The 16727-nt window shown below is 35.9% G+C and carries 16 protein-coding genes; 4 read left to right on the forward strand and 12 right to left on the reverse strand.

Annotation, left to right across the window (positions count from 1 at the left end):
- Positions 1-19: 19 nt before the first annotated feature.
- On the reverse strand, positions 20-1936 hold the full coding sequence (locus TJ68_RS05550) for a heavy metal translocating P-type ATPase (protein WP_040929166.1): 1917 nt from the start codon (positions 1934-1936) through the stop codon (positions 20-22).
- Between the two features lie 11 nt (positions 1937-1947).
- Positions 1948-2247 carry an ArsR/SmtB family transcription factor gene (locus TJ68_RS05555; protein WP_040929167.1) on the reverse strand — a complete coding sequence of 100 codons (300 nt, stop codon included), beginning with the start codon at positions 2245-2247 and terminating at the stop codon, positions 1948-1950.
- A gap of 181 nt (positions 2248-2428) precedes the next feature.
- Here TJ68_RS05555 and TJ68_RS05560 point away from each other — a divergent pair, with 181 nt between their 5' ends.
- Positions 2429-3346: an ornithine cyclodeaminase family protein gene (locus TJ68_RS05560; protein WP_040929168.1), complete on the forward strand. Its 918-nt coding sequence runs from the start codon at positions 2429-2431 to the stop codon at positions 3344-3346.
- On the opposite strand, the gene TJ68_RS05565 is transcribed toward TJ68_RS05560, so the two are convergent.
- The 8 genes from TJ68_RS05565 to TJ68_RS08185 form a co-directional block, all read right to left on the reverse strand.
- Positions 3328-4500: a type II restriction enzyme gene (locus tag TJ68_RS05565; protein WP_052327337.1), complete on the reverse strand. Its 1173-nt coding sequence runs from the start codon at positions 4498-4500 to the stop codon at positions 3328-3330. The genes TJ68_RS05560 and TJ68_RS05565 overlap by 19 nt on opposite strands.
- 130 nt (positions 4501-4630) lie before the next feature.
- A complete protein-coding gene (locus TJ68_RS05570) occupies positions 4631-5365 on the reverse strand; it encodes a DNA adenine methylase (protein ID WP_337587681.1) in 735 nt (244 codons plus the stop codon).
- Between the two features lie 127 nt (positions 5366-5492).
- Complete coding sequence (locus TJ68_RS05575; protein WP_222859708.1) at positions 5493-8705, reverse strand: DUF3427 domain-containing protein; 3213 nt, start codon at positions 8703-8705, stop codon at positions 5493-5495.
- 28 nt (positions 8706-8733) lie between these two features.
- Complete coding sequence (locus TJ68_RS05580; protein ID WP_040929169.1) at positions 8734-9894, reverse strand: M20 family metallopeptidase; 1161 nt, start codon at positions 9892-9894, stop codon at positions 8734-8736.
- Between the two features lie 40 nt (positions 9895-9934).
- Complete coding sequence (locus TJ68_RS05585) at positions 9935-10297, reverse strand: PH domain-containing protein (RefSeq protein ID WP_040929170.1); 363 nt, start codon at positions 10295-10297, stop codon at positions 9935-9937.
- Between the two features lie 61 nt (positions 10298-10358).
- Complete coding sequence (locus TJ68_RS05590; protein ID WP_040929171.1) at positions 10359-11771, reverse strand: YfcC family protein; 1413 nt, start codon at positions 11769-11771, stop codon at positions 10359-10361.
- Positions 11772-11887: 116 nt separating this feature from the next.
- Positions 11888-12994, reverse strand: coding sequence for a glycerol dehydrogenase (locus TJ68_RS05595; protein WP_040929172.1), 1107 nt, complete (start codon positions 12992-12994; stop codon positions 11888-11890).
- A 68-nt stretch (positions 12995-13062) separates the two neighbouring features.
- The gene (locus TJ68_RS08185; protein ID WP_052327339.1) at positions 13063-13527 is read right to left on the reverse strand and encodes a GNAT family N-acetyltransferase; all 465 of its coding nucleotides are present in this window, start codon (positions 13525-13527) and stop codon (positions 13063-13065) included.
- Positions 13528-13686: 159 nt separating this feature from the next.
- Here TJ68_RS08185 and TJ68_RS05605 point away from each other — a divergent pair, with 159 nt between their 5' ends.
- From TJ68_RS05605 to TJ68_RS05615, 3 genes are read left to right on the forward strand one after another with little or no spacing between them, the layout of a single operon-like run.
- Complete coding sequence (locus tag TJ68_RS05605) at positions 13687-14058, forward strand: GntR family transcriptional regulator (protein ID WP_040929173.1); 372 nt, start codon at positions 13687-13689, stop codon at positions 14056-14058.
- A gap of 2 nt (positions 14059-14060) precedes the next feature.
- The gene (locus TJ68_RS05610) at positions 14061-14924 is read left to right on the forward strand and encodes an ABC transporter ATP-binding protein (protein ID WP_238316045.1); all 864 of its coding nucleotides are present in this window, start codon (positions 14061-14063) and stop codon (positions 14922-14924) included.
- Positions 14925-15524: an ABC-2 transporter permease gene (locus TJ68_RS05615; protein WP_040929174.1), complete on the forward strand. Its 600-nt coding sequence runs from the start codon at positions 14925-14927 to the stop codon at positions 15522-15524.
- 50 nt (positions 15525-15574) lie between these two features.
- Here TJ68_RS05615 and TJ68_RS05620 read toward each other — a convergent pair whose 3' ends face one another.
- A complete protein-coding gene (locus TJ68_RS05620; protein ID WP_040929175.1) occupies positions 15575-16174 on the reverse strand; it encodes a hypothetical protein in 600 nt (199 codons plus the stop codon).
- Between the two features lie 50 nt (positions 16175-16224).
- Positions 16225-16727 (reverse strand): hypothetical protein (locus tag TJ68_RS08545; protein ID WP_040929176.1); only part of this gene is annotated, 503 nt, incomplete at its 5' end.

Raw genomic sequence — 16727 nt, forward strand, 5'->3', positions numbered from 1 at the left:
TGCATTTCTCCGATATATTTTACTTTCCGAGAAGTAATCTCAGTCCATTTAAGATTACTACAATTGTGCTTCCTTCATGTACCACAACGCTCCAAGCAATATCCGTGACTCCCGTAAGTGCGAGCACAATCAGCATCATGACAACTGCCATCGCAATGAAGATATTTTGCCAGATGACGCGAGACATGCGCGTCGCAATGCTGTGCGTGTTCATGAGGCGATCTAAATCACTATTCATGAGCACAATGTCAGACACTTCTACTGCAACATCTGTACCGTTACCCATCGCAATTCCGACATTCGCTTTCACAAGTGCAGGTGCATCGTTCACACCGTCGCCGACCATCGCGACAGTCTCATATTTCTCTTGTTGTAGAGAGACAACGCGCGATTTATCTTCAGGCATAACGTCTGCTATGACCTCGTCTATTCCGAGTAAATCCGCTACTGCGTGACCCGTTTCTTTACTATCTCCCGTAATCATCGTCGTATGCACACCACGTGATTTAAAGTAATTCACCGCTTCTTTCGCGTGATATTTCGGCGTATCCATCAGAGCAATTAGCCCAATCACACGTTCATTTTTTGCGATAAAGACAACCGTCTTCCCAGAATGCGCGAGCGCCTCTTGAGTCTCAGTGATTTTAGCGTCTACATCTTTAAATGACGTTGGTTTTCCGATACGATACACGTCATTGTTATACGTCCCTTCGAGTCCTTTTCCGATGTGGTTTGTCGTTTCGATGTCTAGAGTTTCTGTTGGTTCAAAATACTCTAATATCGCGGTTGCGAGCGGGTGGTTAGAATTTCTTTCGAGTGCGACAATAATATCGGTCAGCGTGTTTTCATCTTCAAAAAATTTGTAGTCAGTGACTTCTGGACGGCCATTCGTTAGTGTCCCTGTCTTATCGAACATAATGGCTTTCACGTTACTGAGTTCTGACAGGTAGGCACTTCCTTTTGATAAAACCCCACGGCGCGCTAGGTTCGATGCTGCCGATAGTGTCACGGATACTGTGCTGGCTGCGAGCGCACATGGTGACGCCGCAACGAGTAACACGAGTCCTTTATAAAATGCGTCAAAGAATGTGAAGCCAAATATGAAGAACAGTAGTATGACAACTGGCACTGCGATGAGCACGAGTGTTACATACTTCGGCTCAAATTTTTGAATAATGCTGGCTGCTCTTGTTTGGTTGTTTTGGTTTTCTTTTACGAGTGTTAAAATTTGTGCGAATACAGTGTCGCCACTCTCTTTCGTCACTTCCATCGTGAACGATCCCGTACCGTTGATTGTACTTTGGAACACCGTGTCGCCCATTGTCTTTTCCTTCGGCATGCTCTCACCGTTTATTGCGGACTCGTCGATGGATGTTGTACCAGATAAAATCACGCCATCGATTGGCACCTGATCTCCATTTAGGACTTGGATTTTATCTCCAATTTTTAATGATTCTACGCTGACTTCTTTGGTACCTTCGTCTGTGATGAGTCGCGCGGTTGTTGGGTTCATTTGAAGTAATTTGCTGATTTCACGGTTACTTTTTCCTTCTGCATAGTCTTCTAGGAAATGGGCGCCTGTAAATATTAAAATGAGGAGCGCAGCTTCAAAGAAGTTGCCCATGATGGACGCGCCGATTGCTGCAAGTCCCATTAATATGTGAGAGTTCGGCATGAACTTCTTAGCGATTTTTGTGTTTTCAATGGTGTGGCCGATACCTTCTAAAATTACGACGTGATAGCCTGCGATGATTGTTGAAATCATGAGGATGACGTTCGTCACAATCTCATATTCTTTTGGTATAAAAATTGCGATGATGAAGAGTGCAAGTCCAACCATGTACAAGACAATGGGTGCTTTGCCATGATTATGGTCATGTGTATGATCATTAAAGTGCTTTTCTGGACCACAGCATGTTTTTAATTGTTCTGACATTATAATTCCTCCTAATTATGTCTAGCGTGCTCAATCATTTCCCTGAGTATTTTTATGACGTGCGTGTCATCGTGCGAGTAGTACACCGATTGACTGTCGCGACGTGATTTCACAAGTCTTAAGTTCTTTAAGAATTTCAGCTGATGAGACACGTTCGATTGCTTCATATCAAGCGTTTCTGCGATTGAACTGACTGAACGTTCACCGTCTAACAGTAGGCTTAAGATGCGAATTCTGGATTCTTCTCCTAATGCTTTAAATGTATGTGACACAATAAATAGTGTTTCTTCGTCTAAATCAAATCCACTCATTCGGTGTCTCTCCTTTATATCGGTTTTCGTGTCTTTATCTTTTGCCTTATCTATATATTAATGTTTGTTAATATATTAATCAACCCATATCCTTTTATTGAGTTTTCCACGGAAATTTGTGCGTGCAACGGTCTGTTTAGAGTTGGTCTTTTAAAGGAATAGTGACGTAAGGAGTGATTACGTGAAAATTTTTACTGAAGAGGAAGTAATGAGCTACACTATGGCAGATGCGATTAGAGATATTAGGGCGACACTAGAGTGTCAGAATGACGACAAGATTGTGAATCGTAAACAAGTGTTGATGACCGTTGACCAAAACAATATGGTCATGAACTTTCCTGCACTCGATATTGAGAAGGGACTGTCGGCGATGAAAATTATGTCTATTAAAGACGGTGTGTCGAAGGCGCACTCGATTTTGACAGAAACAGAATCTGGTGAAGTGGTTGCAAATGTTGCGGCATCCTATTTGACTGAGTTGCGTACGGGTGCGATGAGTGGGATTGCGACGGATCTATTAGCGCGTGGAGATGCGAAAGTGCTTGGTGTTATTGGTACCGGGCGCATGGCGGTTCAACAGGTGTTCGGGGTTTTATCTGTGAGAGATATTGAAAAAATTATTTTATTTAACAGACATTTGGAAAAAGCAGAGTCGTTTAAAGATAAAATCACGGCACTCGGCGCGAATTGTGAAATCGAAATTGTGGACGACGTCAACGTATTGACGGAACAGAGCGACATCATAAATACGGCGACACCAGCTAAAGAGGCAGTATTCGAAGACGCGTATGTGAAAGACGGTACGCACATTAACGGGATTGGCGCGTTTATGCCGAGCACAAAAGAATTGAACGTCGATACGATTGGGCGCGCGAAATATGTTATCGCAGATTATAAAAAGGGTGTAGAAACGTCAGCAGGCGGATTCATTGAAGCCGTAAAACAAGGAAAATTTGAATTCGATCGATTGATTCAGTTGAACGAAGCATTGGAAATGCGTTTTGACCGCGTTGACACTGACATCACAGTGTTCAAATCGGTTGGTGCATCGATGTACGACATGGCTGTTGCGATCGGCGCTTATGAAAAGCTGAAGTGAGTGGTTTGAGTTGTGCGAGTTGAGGATGAATGTAGTGTTCGCAGTAAGTGTAACTGTACCCAGTTTTTTTGAATTTTTTGGCCAAGCTTTGATAATGAAAACTTCAAGTCCGTTTGCTTTTGTGCAAGCCCTAAAAACACGAGTGCATTGGCATAATAATCACTTTGCCTTATATTAAACTCATAATCTTTTGCTAATTCTTCTTTGCTCTTCGGTTCAACTAAATAGTCAATCATATCTAATAAACGCATCACATTATCTGCTTGTGGGTAAACAACATCATTAGGTTCATATTTCATAGGTGTTTTTTCTATAAAATTATGAATATGTCTAATATCCAGATTCAAGTTCTCATTGAGTATGAAGCTGTATTGCCCTTTCCATTTGATACTCGAGTAATTCATAGCATCTGTAAATTCATAAACACTAAAATAAAACACGTCATCAGCGAATGTAAAAAATATTGGAAGTATCTTTTTGTTATCTGTTATTGAGTTTATTACTCTAAATGGATAATAAAGTTGACATATCATAAAATCTTTTGGAACTTTTGCCTTAGCTTCAATTAAAGCAATGGAACTATCATCTTCATAACTTCCGTCTATCTCAACTTGGCTATTTGTTACTTCAAAATTATAAACTTCATCATTCAACTTACTACGAGTGTTGATCTTATAGAATAATTTACCCGAACTCATTCGTCCTGTTAGGGTTAGAACACTTTTCTCACTTGTATCTTTATTTTGAACTTTGTTCATAACTTCATCGACCATACCAGAAGCATGCGCCACGTTTAAAGCAACCGCTTCACTCGTAATATTGTGAATATCTATCGTTTCAATATACTCTGGTAATTTAACAAACTTTGGCTTTGTTGGAATCATTTTAAGTTTTTCATAAGCCTTGAATCTACCAATAATATAAGTTCCTCTTGTATCTGGTAGTATTGAAAAGTTATTTTCAGAAAACAAAGTAGGTAACTGATCTGAGTGGTCAAACTTAGTCATGAGTCTAGCTTCTCTAAACTCATTAATTTGAGTTGAAGTAATTCTGAAGAAACCATTATTCTCAACTTCGTCTTTAATATTATATTTTTCAAAAAGTTTATTCCAAGCATCATCTGTTTTATTAACTTTCCTTGAAGTTTTAGTCACGTAATCACCTACTTATCTCTAATAGTTTTTTACTATAACTTCATCAACTTTGCCACGTTCTGTAGCTACTGAATTCACCGCACGTGTTGCTCCAACAATTAATGTTGTCTCTTTATAATCTTTGTATAATTCATGGATTATTTCTGAGCTTGAATTTGAAAGCATCACATAACAACCTCTCATCTAACTCAACAAATAAATCCCTTAATCTTAATTGTTCATCATATCCAAATCCGTTATCTGTATAACCAACAAAGTTATTTAAATCTACATCTAGTGGTGCATAAGGAGGATCGAAATATATAAAATCTCCAGCTTTCGCATCTTTAACTGCTTCCTCAAAATCACCAGCAGTGATTCTTATACCATCTTCATTAAGGAATTCTGATACTTCTCTTAATAAACCCTCATTGACAATATTTGGATTCACATATTTTCCATATGGTACATTGAATTGATTCTTTTTATTAACTCGATATAACCCATTGAAACCCGTTTTATTCATGTATATAAATCTTGCAGCACGTTCAACATTGGTTCTATTTAAATAGTTATCCGTTCTGTCCCAAGCTCTAACTTCTAAATAATAGTCTTTAGAGTTCTTTGCATCATGAATTTTTAGCTCTTCTACTAATTCATCGATATTATCTCTTATCGTTTCATAAACATTTACCAATTCTGTATTGTAATCATTGATTAATGATGGTGTGTGTTGTAATTCAAAAAATACAGCACCACCACCAATAAACGGTTCATAATAATGATTAAACTCTTTTGGTAAATTACTCGTAATGACATCAAGGAGCTGACGTTTACCGCCCACCCATTTAATAAAGGGCTTAAGAAATAAGTTTTTTTGATACATTTATTAAACTCCTTATGTAAAATATAGTCTCTTAATTTTAATGTATTCGAAAATCTATTTCAATTAAACCTCTGAATGTGAATTTGATTAAACAAAAAAGAAGCCTCTTTTCAGAGACTTCTCATCATTAACTTTCTAAGTCATCCATGACATCTTTCGGCACAACTTCTTTAAAGTTCCAAATAATCGACATTGGACTTCCACCTTCATGGGATTCGTACTCTACTTCACCAAGGTAGTAAAATGGTAGCGTTAAGTTGTCTTCACTATTTTCTCGTCGGACGAAGAGATGTATTTTCTTTCCATTCTTTTTATGATGAATGTACTGTTGACCAGTTGGTGTATCTTCATGTGTTTGATTTTGTGATTGCCAGTGGAACTGATGTTGTGAAATGAAATAATCATCATAAAGTAGATGCTCTTCTACTGTTTTTTCATTCTTCTCTAAGTTTACAAATAAGTAATGGTCTCCACGATATTGTAAGACCCCTTCACGTAGTGAATAGATGCTTTTATCATATCCGACTAGTGCAAGTGTTTCACTTCTTGAGTATTGCTCGTAAAGCAGTAGTTCGTTACTGTTATTTAAGTTCTCCACTGGATAGTTTTGCTTATAACTCAGTTGTACGAACTCTAAGAACTCGTTTAACTCTTTTCTCACTTGTTCAGATAAATTATAGTCTGATTGTAATACTCCATCGGTATATTTAAATAGAGCCTTCTTTTTAAATTTGATTTCAGATATTCTTTTAAAAGCGTAGTGAATTTTATCTTTTGCTTGAGCATTTAGTTCAACTTTTAACTTATCTTCTATGTACGAGATAACGTGCTGTTCTTGTAAATTTTTATTTAATATCGTCATTATTAAGATAATCGGATCGTATAACATTTTGACTGGGATACTTTTCATTATCTGATCCATGACAAATGTTAAATATGATGATTCATTGATTTCTTTATCAACTTCTCGTTCTGCATCGATACGTTTATTGAGTATCGATAAGTTTTTATATGCGCCCTTAAATAATCGCGACAATGATGGTGCTTGCTCGTGGCTATAAAAGTCCATGATTGATAGTTTTTTCTCATCATTTTTAGTTTCGAGACGTATAATCTCTAAAAACTGACGCGCATCTTTTTTAATGAATTCTGCTCTCATAAAGTCCGTATTATCAAGACTTTGTAGAATACGCTCTTTTGATATATGGTCTAGTTCTATATGAATAGAACTAGATAAGTTCACAAAGTTATTTTTCACGCTATTTTTAAGCTTTTGTTTGTCTATGAACTCTTTGTTACCATTTAATGCGATCGGAATGAGATAATTATTTCTATTGTTTGTTACAAAATCGAGCACTGTTAAGTACTCTTTGTCTTTAGCTTTACGTAATCCACGGCCGAGTTGCTGTGTAAATATAATTGCAGATTCTGTCGGTCTTAAGAATAGTATTAAATTGACTTTAGGAATATCGACACCTTCATTAAATAAGTCAACGATACATATGATTTCCAGTGGATGACTGTCGTCTTCTAGTTGTTTAATCGTTTCTGAACGCGTTTCGTCGTTATCTTTTCCAGTTAAGATCTTTGAGTGATACCCTCTTTTTTGAAACTCTGCATTCATATATTCAGCATGTTCTATATTTTGACAGAAAGCTAAACATTTTCTCGTATCTGTTAAAATGTACTGTTCCATCTTTTTTACTATAAAATCTACTCTACGATTCGTATTTAAGATTTTAACTAAATCATCTTCTTTAATATTATCCTTTTGTGCTAAATCAATTGTCGTATCACTAATTCCATAATATTGGAATGGTACGAGTAGTTCACTTTCAAGTGCATGTTGTAATCTAACATCTACGATAATATTGTAGTCCGCAAGTTCATAGATATCTCCACCATCTGTACGATCTGGTGTTGCTGTTAACCCGAGTAAAAAGTTTGGTGTAAAGTAGTCGATAATTGCTTTATATGTTGGTGACGAGCCGTGATGGAATTCGTCAATGATGATTAGATCAAATTCATCTGAATTCAATTTTTCATAATCGTTATATAATGTTTGAATCGACGCAAATGTAAATTTCGCAATTTCTCGTTTACTACCTTTGTATATTTTAAAATCATCTTCTGAATGATTGTTATAAATCTTTTTAAACGTTTCTTTAGCACCATTTAATAATTCAATTCTATGTGCTATAAATAATACGTTTTTAGGTTCGAGTTCTCTTGCACACATTGCGGAAAGGAACGTCTTACCTGTTCCAGTAGCAGCAATAGCTAGTCCTCGTTTGTAGCCTTTATTTACTGACTCTAGCATATTTTTTATAGCTGTCATTTGCATTGAGTTCGGTAAAATCTTCGATGACTTATCTTCTGTTAATACTTTACTGTTAAAAGAGGTTTTTAGCGGTTTTAAAACAGTTTTGGTTTCTAGGAAATGTTTGTATTTTTTAATATAACCATCAGTCACTTTGACTGTATTTTCATGATTCCATAGACGCTCAAAACGTGCCGACATATTATCGTATATTGAGTCGCTTGCACGTTCATACGTACGTATATTCCATTCCTCACCTGTTTTTAATGCAGCAGCTGAAATGTTTGAAGAACCAATAATTACAGACCCATAGTTATTTTCTCTATGGAATATATATCCTTTCGTATGAAAACTATCTTTAAAATCTTGACTCTCATATACTTTTAACTCAATATTTGGATACTCTTTTAATACTTCTAGTGCTTTAGATTCAGTTACGTTCATATAAGTTGTCGTAATAATACGACCTTTTATATTATATTTATGTAATAAATCTATCGTATTTATAAGTAAGTTAAGGCCTGAACCTCTAATAAAACTCACAATAATATCAAAACTAGAACATGTTAATAATTCATTCTTTAAGTGACTCAGTAAAAATTCGCCTGTAGAATGATCATTTACAATTAGCTTACTTTCCATTAACTGAAAGTCATCTGTTAACTCATGTTTATACTCATCTAAATTTTGATTACCATATAAAGATAATGCTAACGGAAATGAGTTTAAATCACCCGATACCCTTTCATTCATGTAATATACTAAATCTCTAATCGAATAGTTCGGATTATTTTTAAATCGAATGATTTCATCTTGTGTTTTCGCTTCATGCTTATTATGGAAATACTGAAGTGAAGCTTTATCACTCAATAATTTCTTGTTTAATAAAAACTTCGATGTCGTTTTATATTCACTCATCGATTCATGGATAATTGAATCGAGATCAGAACGCTCATATGACATAATATCACCACTCTCTATTAGTTCTATTACACCATTAAGTAATTCTTTTCTCAACACAAAAAAAGCCGCATGCTTTCGCATACGACTATTTCTTAAGTCTCTTCGCTTGTTCTTCCTTCACCGCTTCAAGCACTTCTCTATTCTCTAACAACTCTAGCCCTGTATTCGCGAGTGCTAACACCGCTTCTTCCATCGCTTTAAATCCGTCTTCTGTGATCGTTTGTTCTCTGAATTCTGGTGAATGTGTTTTTACTCCAGGGCAGTTCATGCCGACGTATGGATGGAGTGCTGGTATTCTATGTGAGATGTCTCCAATGTCTGCACTTCCTGTTGATTTTTCTTTTTTATTGATTGGTCGATCTGTAAATTTCTTATGATGTTTTGTAAAAAGCTCTGACAGTGTGTTGTTTGGTATTAAGTTGTTGTAGCTTAATTCGTAGTTTGATATAACGACTTCTGTACCAGTCATTAATGCAGCACCTTTTGCAACGTTTCGGATTTTTTCTACGACTTCATCTAAATAGTCTCTTTCGTTTGCACGAATGTAGAATTGTGCCGTTGCGTGTTCTGGGACGATATTTGCTGCATCTCCTCCGTTTGTTATAATTCCGTGGATTCTTACGTCGTCTTGGACATGTTCTCTTAAACCGTTGATGCCACTAAATAGTTGAAGGACGCCGTCTAGTGCGTTGATGCCTTCTTCAGGGTTTCCTGCAGCGTGTGCTGATTTTCCGTAATAGTCAAATTGTAGCGCATCCATCGCGAGCATGTCTCCACTTTCTGAAGATACGTCTGCCGGGTGGACCATTAGTGCGACGTCCATATCGTCAAATATACCTTCTTCTGCCATCGGTACTTTCGCACCGTTTGTTTCTTCTGCTGGTGTTCCTACAACGACAACTTTACCACCTGTTTCATCGACTCGTTTACTGAGTAAAATTCCAGCACCAACACTCATATTACCGATTAAATTATGACCACATGCATGTCCTAAACCTTTTAGTGCGTCGTATTCTGCGAGGTAACAAATTGTCGGGCCTTCCTTTTCACTATCATATGTCGCGAGAAATGCTGTCGGTCGATTGACGATGTTTGTTTCAATTTGAAAGCCATGCTTTTCTAATTCACTCGTTAGTAAACGCATCGCTCGATATTCTTCATCCCCAAGTTCAGGGTTTCTATACATATCAATCGCATTATTTTCTAAATCTTTTTTTATTGTTTCGTAGTCTTGTAACTCAATCATTGTAGGACTCCTTTACACCTTCGGTTATTGTAAAATATATTTATGCACCAAGTACAACTTTGGCTATGAGTTGATCGATTTCTCGAATGTTTATTTTTTTATCGAGCTTAATTTTAATTTGACCAGCTCTTGTCCATAATTCTAATTCAGCATTAAAGTCCATAAATTTTCCAGCATTTTCAGTCGACCACATGTATATGGAGTTATATGGTAATGAATAGACTTCTACTTTTTTACCACTAAATCCTTGAGAATCTCTAAAAATAATTCTTTTTGATGTGAATGTCACACTATCTCTGAATGTTTTATATGCGACGACAAACTCTTCATTAGGAAGCATAATTTCTTCAACTTCTTTTGTTAAGTCACATTTTTGAAATAGTGTAAATTCTGGTATTTGCATAATATATCCTCTTTTCATTTGTTAAATTAATTAATTATACAACATAAAAAGTAACTTAGTGTTAAAACACAAATAAATGTGCAATTGTTACAAATATAACTGCGAGTACGTAATGGATAATAATAATCGGAAATACGAACTTTGCCCATTTTGTCCACTCGACTTTAGCGATAGCAAGACTTGCCATTAACACACCACTTGTCGGTGTGATTGCGTTTGAAATACCGTCACCAAGCTGGAATGCGAGTACTGCAGTTTGTCTTGAGACATCTGTAAGATCTGCAAGAGTTGACATAATTGGCATCGATAGTGCGGCTTGACCGCTTCCTGATGGTACTAAAAAGTTAAGTCCACTTTGTGTGATTAACATAGCTAAAGCAGATACTACTGATGGTAAATGGTTAATAGAGTTGGCAAGTACATTCAGAATCGTATCTATAGTCATGCTCTCTTCTAAAATAACTAATACCCCATATGCAAATCCTACTACTAATGCACCTTGAACAAGTTCTTTACATCCTGATATAAATCCGTCAGCGATTTCATTAACAGTCAGTCTACCAACTAGCCCCATCAGAATACCTGACATTAAGAACATCGTTGCAATTTCCATAATATACCATCCATAGAAACTAACTCCTACGGCAATAGTACAAATTGTTGCGATAAACATAGTTAAAATAATTTTTTGATTTATCGTAAACTTTTCACTGTTAAAATTCGTATCAGCCTCAAAATCTTCTAAGTCCAATTCTTCTTCAGGAATTAAACCAGCTTCTCGGTCTTTTTTAACTTTTTTAGCTTTCATCATTACCCAAGCGATAGTGATACCTACCATGACAACCCACATAATCAATCTAAATCCTAAACCGGAAAATAATGGGATTTGTGCTATACCTTGAGCAATCCCAACTGTAAATGGGTTAAAGAAAGCTGCTGTAAATCCAGAAACAGATCCTAATATAACTACTGCTGCTGCGATCATGGAGCTATATCCAATTCTAATTACTAACGGAATGAGTATTAGCATGAATGGAATACGCTCTTCTGCCATTCCAAAAGTTGCGCCACCAATCGCAAATAATAGCATTAAGATTGGAATGAGTAAGTGCTGCCTATTTTCCATATTCTTAACGAGAGCATTTAACCCTCTTTCAATAGCTTGAGTTTGGTTTAAAATACCGAAAGCCCCTCCGATAATAAATATGAAAAATATAATAGGAGCGGCGTTCTCCATTCCCTTATATACTGCTTCAAACATATTAAAGAAATTAATACTTTCAGCTTCAACGGGTTGATATGTACCTTCAACTACTAAAGTACGGTTTATGCCATTAATTTCCTTCTCTTCACGTTCAAATGATCCTGCTGGTATAAAATAGCTAACTATTGTCGTAAAAATAATTAACATAAATAACAACGCGAATACGTTTGGGAATTCCCATTTTTTCTTTTTTATACTTTCATTATCCATAACCTTCACCTCTTAAGCTCTTTATATTTGTTAATTATACATGTCTTTTCATAAAAAACCATAATGACTGATAATAAAAAAATCCGCACATCTAAGATGCGCGGATTATATAGAATTTATTCATATAATTCGTTTAACGATTTTACGTACTCATCTGCTGCGAGTAAAGCATTCGCCACGTCTTCTTTTGTATACTTTACACGCATCTCGTGAATCGTTTCGCCTTCTGCTGTTGCAAGTTCACCGACTTTTAATAAGTCTTCATATGACGCATCACCTAAATGTAATTCTTCGAGTGTCGTTGGTAATCCAAGTGTTTGATAGAGTGACACGTAGTTATCGATTTCATCGATATCTCTATTTTCTAAAATAAGTTGTGTTAACGTACCGTATGCAACTTTTTCACCGTGAGTGAGTTCGTGGATTTTACCGTCTAGTGCTGTGAATCCGTTATGGATTGCGTGTGCAGCTGCAAGTCCACCACTTTCAAATCCTAATCCACTTAATAGTGTGTTTGCTTCGACGACGTCTTCTAATGATTCTGTCACTACATTCGCACGGTTTGCTGCGATCGCAAGTTCTGATTTTTCAAATAGTGTGTCGACACATTTTTCTGCGATTGCTTCTGCCGCGAGTGACGTTACTCCGCCTGCCATCGTGTTACCTTTTGCTTCGATGACCGCACGTGCTTCAACGTATGTTGCGAGCGCATCTGCGATTCCTGAAGCGAGCAAACGCTCTGGAGCGTTCGCTACGACTGCTGTATCTACTAATACTAAATCTGGATTTTTATCATAGAAGATGTACTTTTCAAACGTTCCTTCGTCTGAGTAAATGACCGATAATGCAGATGTTGGTGCGTCTGTAGATGCGATTGTTGGTAATACCGCAACACTTACTGCCGCTTCATCTGCAACTGCTTTACCTGTGTCGATCGTCTTACCACCACCAAGAGCGATGACAAAGTCACATTCTTCTTTCGTCACACGTTCAGAAATACGTTCGATTTCTGACGTCGATGCTTCACCGTTAAATAACTCACGTGTTACGTTAAATCCATTTTCATTTAAATAATCATGAAACTTTTTACCGACAATGTCATAAACAACGTCATCACATAATAGTAACGGTGCTTCACCAAGTGCTTCTAAATGCGTCTTACTATTTAGTAACGCATCTTTTCCTTGAACGTACTTCGCTGGACTAATAAATACTTTTTCCATTCATACAACTTCCTTTCAAAATTTATAAATCATCTTGATGTATATATTATTTTTTAATGTACAGTATTTTATGAAACGTCTTTTTCAATTTCGATTGTGCCGTCTTCATTAAACACATACTCGTCGTCTTTCGTTCTAAAACCGAACTTTTTATAAAAACGAATCGCGTTAATTAACGCACTACCGACAATTTTATCCGCTTCTTTTACATACTCATCTTCTAACACGGTCTCCATAATTTTACGACCGAGTCCTTCACCACCGTGATCTGGGTGAACGTAAACGAGTTTAAGCGTCGATACACCGTCAACCGGTTTTGAAATACCGCCACTTGCTATTAGGTTTCCTTCTTTTTCAATGACGTAAACATGTGTGTCTTTTGCTTCTTCTCTATAATAGTCTTCTTTTTGTTCATCTACCCACTGCTCGATTAACTCATCGGGATATGTTTCTGTATTTACTTTTCGCATTGTGATATTTACTAAATGCATTAATGATTCAATATCTTTATCTTCAAGTCGTCTGATTATCATCTGTCGACTCCTTTCTTATTAAACTTATAGACGTATCTCAATATTTTTAAACCAAAAATTTTAGAAATTTACTGTTTTTTTGTTGACACAAAGTGAGTATGATGTGTATAGTGTACATATAGTATATATACATTATCATTTTAGATTGGAGATATAGCCATGGATATTCTCATTGACAATACAAGCAAAACTCCGATTTACGAACAGATTGTAAATCAAATTAAAGAGAGTATTATGCACGGTGAGCTTAATGAAGGCGATGCGCTACCTTCTATGAGGAAACTTGCTAAAGATTTAAAAGTAAGTGTCATCACGACAAAACGTGCATACGAAGAGTTAGAAAACGAGGGATATACGTACTCAGTTGTTGGAAAGGGGTCGTTTGTAAAAGAACAAAACCTCGAACAAATCCGAGAAAGAAAACTAAAGCTACTAGAAGAGATGATCGACGACGTCATTCAAAACAGTAAGTCTGTCAATTTATCGAAAGATGAATTGTTTGAGTTAATTAACATTTTATATGAGGAGTGATAATGATGAATCAAAATGCAATTGAACTTAAAAACGTAACTAAACACTACAAAGATTTTTCGATTGAAGATTTAAACTTAAATATTAAAAAAGGTTTTGTTACAGGATTTGTCGGACGAAACGGTGCAGGTAAATCTACGACGATTGAAATGATTATGAACCTGACACGACCAAATTCTGGGGAAGTTAAAGTATTTGGTTTAGACATTAAAAATCATGAAAAAGTAATAAAAGACAGAATTGGTTACGTCGATGCAGCCAATGATTATATGGAAAACTTTAAATTAAAAGATATTATCAAATACGTATCAAAAACGTATTCTAACTGGGATGAAGATGCGTGTACCCACTATATAGAGAGATTTAATTTACCTTTAAACAAAAAACTTAAAGACTTCTCTACAGGAATGCGTGCAAAAGCAACAATTGCGATTGCGTTATCTCATAATACTGAACTGTTTGTTATGGATGAACCAACAACAGGTCTCGACCCAGTTGTGAGAAGAGAAATTATTGATACGTTTAGAGAGATTATGACAAATGAAGATAAAACTATTTTATTTTCAACACATATTACTGAAGATCTTGAAAAGTTAGCAGACTACATCGTCATGATCGACGACGGTAAAATTATACTGAACACTTCTAAAAATGATTTATCTGAGAATTTCTTTATTGTTCGAGGAAGTAACGACCTATTAGATAGAGACACAGAATCTTATTTTACATCGATTAAAAAAGGTGACGTGAACTTTGAAGCTTTAACTAAATCACCAAAAGAAGTTGAAGCTGTGTTTCGTGACACTGTAGTGATAGAACCCGTAAAAATCGATGATATCATCTATCACTTAAAGGGGGAGAAATAAATGTTAAACTATATGACTAGAGATATTAAAATTCAAAAGAATTACGTATACCTCTTACCATTACTGATTCTATTTCTAATGTATATGGAAACTCCTATAAATGTAGTCTTAGCAGTTGCAATGGTGTATATTCCGGTAAACGCGGTTTATTTACTCGCAAAGTCTAACATCAATCATTTTGATTTAACACTTCCTTATGCGAGAAAAGACATCGTAAATTACAGATATATGAGTACATTATTATACGCGATTGTAGGCGGTACGGTAGTCGCTTTAATACTAAAAGTAATAGGTTTTGACGTTTCATTATTAGACTTAGAATTCGCTTTACAATCAACATTATGGCTTTCAATTGTATTTTTTCCATTAAGCTTTGCACTTACAACAGAGAAAGCTTTACTCATCTCAGTGTATGTCGTGTTCTCACTATTTATGATTCAAACGGTATTTCTAGGATACGCAGTAGAAAACGTACAACAACTGGCTAAAGTTGATAATCCATTCACACTCATGATACACATCGGATTTGTTTTAGCTTGTGTGCTCTTCGTTGTCTCTTGGCTACTTAGCTTATTCATTATTAAAAGAAAAGATATTTAAACGTAAAAAATCGCTGCTCTATACAATTAGAGCAGCGATTTTACATAGAATTATTCATTGAGTACAGGGATTCTGTATGTTTTTTGTTCATTCGTCATTCCTTCGAAATGTAAGTATACATTTCCATCCGGATCACGGACAGTTAAGTTATCTTGTATAAATACAAAGTCTAACTCAACTTCATCTCCAGGTGCAATTTCTTTTGATAATTCCTCTTCTGATAATTCAAAAATAAACTCTTCTCCACTACCATCAGTATTAATTCCAAGTCTTGGCATTACATACTCACCTGTTATCATCGGTTCGTCACTAGTGTTTTTAATTACAGTATTTGCAACGAGAAACTTAATATTCTCATCTGCGTTACTGACATACTCTGTGATTGGTTCACCGTTATATTCATCTACTAAATCTACAGATTTTACTGTGATTTGATACGGTACTTCCCACTCAAAACTTTCTAAATCCACCGTCTCACCAATTTCAACAACCATGTCACCTGACTCTTCATTAGCTTCTTCTGATTCATTTGACGTTTCAGTCGTCGATTCTGTTGACTCATCCGTCGTTTCTTCATCTGTATTATCGTCATTACATGCTGATAACACTAATACACCGCTTAATAGTAAAAACAATAACTTCTTGTTCATAAATTTTCTCCTCTATGATACAGATTTCTAAAGAATTTTATTAACACGAATTACTTTGTAGGTACTACATATGATTTTTGGTTATCAGTAAAACCTTCAAAATGTAAGAAGAAGTTTCCGTCTGGGTCTTCAGCATGAGCTAAATTCTGTAAAAATACAAAATCTAATTCAACCTCTTCACCTGGAGCAAGTTCTTTCGACAGTGCTTCTTCTGATAATTCAAATACAAAGTTTTCACCATTACCCTTCATATCAACACCAAGAGTTGGGTCAACATACTCTCCTGGAATCATTGGTTCATCACTTGTGTTTTTGATAACTGTATTCGCTACAACGAAGTTGTTTGTATCTTGCGCATTCGCAACATACTCTGTAATATCTTCACCGTTATATTCCTTCGTAACATCCACAGATTTAACCGTCACTTGATATGGAACATCCCATTCATAGCTTTCTAAATCGATTGTTTCACCGATATCATATACTTCTTCCTCACTCGTTGAGTCATCAGCTGATTCATTAGAATCAGTAGATTCACTAGTTTCAGTCGTAG

Origin of the sequence: Nosocomiicoccus massiliensis (assembly GCF_000438455.1) — a bacterium.
Taxonomy (GTDB): Bacteria; Bacillota; Bacilli; order Staphylococcales; family Salinicoccaceae; genus Nosocomiicoccus; species Nosocomiicoccus massiliensis.

Coding starts and splice junctions, on each gene's coding strand:
- TJ68_RS05550 (WP_040929166.1), bottom strand. CDS start 1,936: ATGTCAGAACAATTAAAAACATGCTGTGGTCCAGAAAAGCACTTTAAT.
- TJ68_RS05555 (WP_040929167.1), bottom strand. CDS start 2,247: ATGAGTGGATTTGATTTAGACGAAGAAACACTATTTATTGTGTCACAT.
- TJ68_RS05570 (WP_337587681.1), bottom strand. CDS start 5,365: ATGTATCAAAAAAACTTATTTCTTAAGCCCTTTATTAAATGGGTGGGC.
- TJ68_RS05580 (WP_040929169.1), bottom strand. CDS start 9,894: ATGATTGAGTTACAAGACTACGAAACAATAAAAAAAGATTTAGAAAAT.
- TJ68_RS05585 (WP_040929170.1), bottom strand. CDS start 10,297: ATGCAAATACCAGAATTTACACTATTTCAAAAATGTGACTTAACAAAA.
- TJ68_RS05590 (WP_040929171.1), bottom strand. CDS start 11,771: ATGGATAATGAAAGTATAAAAAAGAAAAAATGGGAATTCCCAAACGTA.
- TJ68_RS05595 (WP_040929172.1), bottom strand. CDS start 12,994: ATGGAAAAAGTATTTATTAGTCCAGCGAAGTACGTTCAAGGAAAAGAT.
- TJ68_RS08185 (WP_052327339.1), bottom strand. CDS start 13,527: ATGATAATCAGACGACTTGAAGATAAAGATATTGAATCATTAATGCAT.
- TJ68_RS05605 (WP_040929173.1), top strand. CDS start 13,687: ATGGATATTCTCATTGACAATACAAGCAAAACTCCGATTTACGAACAG.
- TJ68_RS05610 (WP_238316045.1), top strand. CDS start 14,061: ATGATGAATCAAAATGCAATTGAACTTAAAAACGTAACTAAACACTAC.
- TJ68_RS05615 (WP_040929174.1), top strand. CDS start 14,925: ATGTTAAACTATATGACTAGAGATATTAAAATTCAAAAGAATTACGTA.
- TJ68_RS05620 (WP_040929175.1), bottom strand. CDS start 16,174: ATGAACAAGAAGTTATTGTTTTTACTATTAAGCGGTGTATTAGTGTTA.